Origin of the sequence: Salipaludibacillus sp. CF4.18 (assembly GCF_051262595.1) — a bacterium.
In the GTDB taxonomy this organism is placed as follows: domain Bacteria; phylum Bacillota; class Bacilli; order Bacillales; family Salisediminibacteriaceae; genus Salipaludibacillus; species Salipaludibacillus neizhouensis.
The window spans coordinates 1-4,077 of sequence record NZ_JBIMEV010000110.1; the positions used below are offsets into that span (position 1 = coordinate 1).

The following is a 4,077-nucleotide window of genomic DNA, read 5'->3' on the forward strand; positions in this document are numbered from 1 at the left end:
GCGGCAAGTGGCATGCATTTTTAATTGCCATTACATACATTTTTTACTTGCCAAATACAAACTTGGCGAAACATCCAAACCATTAGTTATTTTTTCTAAAGTTAATAAAGAAATATTTCTTTCTCCTCTCTCAATACCACCTATATATGAGTGTTGAAGATCTGCTATTTCAGCAAGGTCTTCTTGAGTAAGACCCTTTTCTTTTCTTATTATACGAATCTTCTCCCCAACTAATTTTAAGATATCGGACATATTTATCACCTCATCTTAAGGTTAGGGAAGCGACAATGTCTATATAAGACGTATAAACTATAAATAATAGTTAATAATGATACTTATAAGTACAATTACCTTAAAGGAGGAAATTATTTTGGCTTTAATATTTGCAAAAGTTTCAATTAAAGGAGTTCGTCCACTTTTATTCCATCGCTTTACGACAGATACTATACCACTAGAAAGAAAAGAAAGAACCGGTGTAGCTGGAAATGATCCAGAAGAATGGAAAAAAACCTATTCCGCAACACCAGATCGCCAGCTTTACCTAGATCCCTCGTATATATTTGCTTGTATACGTGAGGGAAGCAAGTATACGAAACAAGGAAAGGGTTCAATTCAGCCTAAGGTAGTATCCACACTACAAGTCATGGATGACAAGATATTATTAGATCGTTTTATACCCAAATGTATAGATCAGTTAACGAGTGATTCTAGCCAACCGGTTTATTTAGATATACGGTCTGTTAAAAACCCCAATTCTAAAGGAAGAAATGTTAGATATAGGGTAGCTGTTTCCACTGAATGGAAAACAGAATTTAATATACTTTGGGAAAATACAATAGTTAGTCGGGAGCAAATGAAATCAATTTGTAACGATGCTGGACAATTAACTGGATTAGCAGATGGAAGGTCTATCGGGTTCGGCCGTTTTCAGGTTGTGGATTTTGAAATTGAAGAATTTAAGAATAGAGTTGGTTAATTTGCCTCATATTAGAACACCAGTAGAAATATGGAGACAAAATATTCGACCAATAATTTGGAAGCGAGATAATAAAGAGTGTACAAAGTGTAAAATAAAATTAAAATTAAACGAGTGCCATATTGATCATATAAAAAGTGGAAAATTAGGAAAAAATAAATTTATTAATCTAAGAACCCTGTGTCAAAGGTGCCATATATTAAGGGCAGACCATCGGCATCAAGGAATGATAGATAATGCATTAAAAAAGGGGCTAATTCCACCAAACTGGAGAGAATTAGTATGGGAAGACGAAACAGAATTATAATATGTATGTATTCTGTCCAATAGGAATAGCCATCCTATTGCTGAAGAGTTAGGCTAACGGGGTTGGGAAAGGCCCGGAATGGATTGGCGAGGCGGGGTCAGGTACGGTAAGGTTTGGTGAGGCGAGGTTTAATTCATTAATTTTAAAAGATATCACTAATTAAAATAAAACTTCATAGTCGCGCGATCCGAAATAAATTAGAAAGAGACTATAACCTAGAATTGTATTTTTGATGTAGTCTCTTTTTTATACTCTTCTATCACGACTTCCCTCTTTATATAATAATTCGAGTTGTTTCAAACTTGTAACAATTATAAAGGATTTTCACAGTATTTTAGTAGTCATAATCTTCGTGAGGATCGTTCGTTTTTATATTCTTCCCTTTAATATTAATAACTTTATCATTGGAATTTTTTTTAGAAGTTGTCCTATTTCCTTTGTTTTTCATTTCATGAATAAAAGCTATAGGATCATCGAAGGTTTTTTGTAGCGAAAGATTAACAACTTCTGATTTAGTTTTACCTAAATTCAATAGGTTATTCAATCCGCTGTCTGCTTGTTGACTAACAGAAAATAAAGAAAAAATCAGTTCTTGACTCTTTTCATTAGTTGCGTTTAAGTTCCTATTTATTGTTTTAGTTTCATTTAATTCTTCATTAAGGTTTTCTACTTTTTTTTCAAGAGATATTATCTTTTCTTCTAAATTAATAATTATTTGATGAGTTGGCGAAATTAGTTTTTTTAGCATTTCTTTATTTGCTCCACCATGCTTTTCGATTGTATCCATTAAATCCAACATGTCAACTTGTTCTGTTTCACTTATTCTAATAGTTTGTGTTTTTATTTTATTATACTCATCAATATATTTTTTACCTGAAGTTTTCCACCAGCTATAACTAGGTGGCTTAAAGTTTAATTCTCTATTAACCGATATCATCTGAATATACTCAGAAAGATCTTTTGCAGAAATTTTAGACTTTATGTTACTATATTCATCAAATTCAATAATAAGTTCTTTTAGCTCATTAATATTTGAATCATTAATAATATTCTTAGGTCCCCTTTTTTTCGACATTATTTTACTCCTAACATGGAAATCATTCTTGCAATATTAGTAATACCATCTTGTATTTCTATAGAAGTTACAGATAATCTTTTTTTTGCATGTTTATCAAAATTACCAATTTCGTCTAATTGTATTTGAAGAAGCGACTTCATAAAATTAACCTTATCTTTAAGTTGATCATATATTAATGACATATCATAAATTATTTCCTCTCTTTTCTCTTGTAATTCTTGTTCTGAAATTCCCCAGTGCTCACAAAAATAACACCCACTATGCCTCCAGTTAAATGTTGGACAAGGCATGGTTTCATCATTACAATAGCCAATTTTTAAATCTTGCTCCCTAGGAATCTCCTCTGTATCCTTCCCAACAAACACCCTGTGTTTATATAATTTATTAAATTTTTCAATTGCTTTTGGGTGAATAGATTCTTTATAATCAGTAGAGCTATTTTGAATATTATGATTTGAGAAATCTATTGCCAACTGTTGAATTTGACTATCTACCCAAAATTGCATATGCCTTTGATACCCCAGTTGCGTTTCCTCATGTATATGCCCAGCAAGTCTTTGTATCTCAACTGTATCATAGCCTTGTAAGAACATATTCAATATAGCAATATGTCTTAGATCACCTGGACGTAACATACCATCAATAGAATCATTACCTGGACAACTAAAACTTTCGTATTCATTATTTCTATGTCTAAAAAAAATATTTTTATAAGTCCCTACCACATAGTTAATGCTTACCTTGTATCGTTGATGTATAATTTGCGTGTAAAATTTCCCAATAAGTTCCAAAAGGAAAATTATTGAAAATATCTCTTCTCCTTTATACTCAATTTCAATATCTCTAGAAGCTTCCACAAAAGTAGAAAAATTAAACAAATGACCTGAACGTACGTTACCGTTCACTACTTTAATATATGATTCTATTCTTTCATAAACTAATCTTGGTATAGGTAATGTATCATAAGTATCTTGAAATCGATTTTCACCTTTCCTTTGTTGTTTAAATCTTGGAAATGTTAAATAATACCTATTACCTTTCTTACTAATGCAATTATTTTGTAAATGACAAAATTCAGTAGGCCTCATTGGAATTACAGTTGTTATTTCCCACCATAAATATACTGGGAAAAATTTAAGGTATTCATTTCTATCCATTTCTTCGATATCTTCTGCCCAAAAATCAATGTATTTTTTAAATTTTAATATATCAGCGTAAGATATAAGTTCACGATTACTAACATTGATTTTTGTCTTAGATTTAACAAATGAAATCTTATCAATATATTCTTGATGTTTATATAAATCATCAAACTTCAAAAAATCAATCAAATTTCTACAATAGATATCTATAGAAGCATCCCTTACATCAACTTCAATGAAATTACTTTTTTGTCTCTTTAAGCGATAAATCTTGTGTTGCTCTAATTTTGTAATAAATACTTCCATTATTTCTCCGTTAAAACACTGTGATCCAAAACAAGCCGAAAGTATATCTGAAAAACTAGTTCTTACTGACTCAATACCTTTTTCCCCCAATTTAAATGCTATCCAGCATTTTAAGGTGTCCACTAAATCATCAACATTTGCAATTTTACTAAACTTCATTACATCCCTTGCAAATCCAAAATCAAAAGTCTGCGATTCATTATTTAATTTGTATTTGAATATCCATTTATCCTCGTCAAAGTTATTATTAATAACTTTGACATGTATA

4 protein-coding genes and 1 pseudogene are annotated in these 4,077 nt (G+C 30.7%); 2 read left to right on the top strand and 3 right to left on the bottom strand.

Annotation, left to right across the window (positions count from 1 at the left end):
* Nucleotides 1–60: 60 nt before the first annotated feature.
* Nucleotides 61–252 (bottom strand): annotated as a pseudogene (locus tag ACHABW_RS25360) (helix-turn-helix domain-containing protein); the annotation flags it as partial.
* A 118-nt stretch (nt 253–370) separates the two neighbouring features.
* Here ACHABW_RS25360 and ACHABW_RS25365 point away from each other — a divergent pair.
* On the top strand, nt 371–976 hold the full coding sequence (locus ACHABW_RS25365) for a hypothetical protein (RefSeq protein ID WP_435759787.1): 606 nt from the start codon (nt 371–373) through the stop codon (nt 974–976).
* The gene (locus tag ACHABW_RS25370; RefSeq protein ID WP_435759789.1) at nt 942–1,283 is read left to right on the top strand and encodes an HNH endonuclease; all 342 of its coding nucleotides are present in this window, start codon (nt 942–944) and stop codon (nt 1,281–1,283) included. Before ACHABW_RS25365 ends, ACHABW_RS25370 begins: the two co-directional genes overlap by 35 nt.
* Nucleotides 1,284–1,617: 334 nt before the next feature.
* Here the strand turns inward: ACHABW_RS25370 and ACHABW_RS25375 are convergent, their stop codons facing one another.
* A complete protein-coding gene (locus ACHABW_RS25375; protein WP_435759791.1) occupies nt 1,618–2,358 on the bottom strand; it encodes a hypothetical protein in 741 nt (246 codons plus the stop codon).
* On the bottom strand, nt 2,358–4,077 hold a 1,720-nt coding region (locus ACHABW_RS25380; RefSeq protein ID WP_435759793.1), incomplete at its 5' end, for a hypothetical protein. The genes ACHABW_RS25380 and ACHABW_RS25375, both read right to left, overlap by 1 nt.

Excerpts from the sequence above, each read along its gene's own strand:
- ACHABW_RS25375 (WP_435759791.1), bottom strand. The coding sequence starts at position 2,358 with ATGTCGAAAAAAAGGGGACCTAAGAATATTATTAATGATTCAAATATT.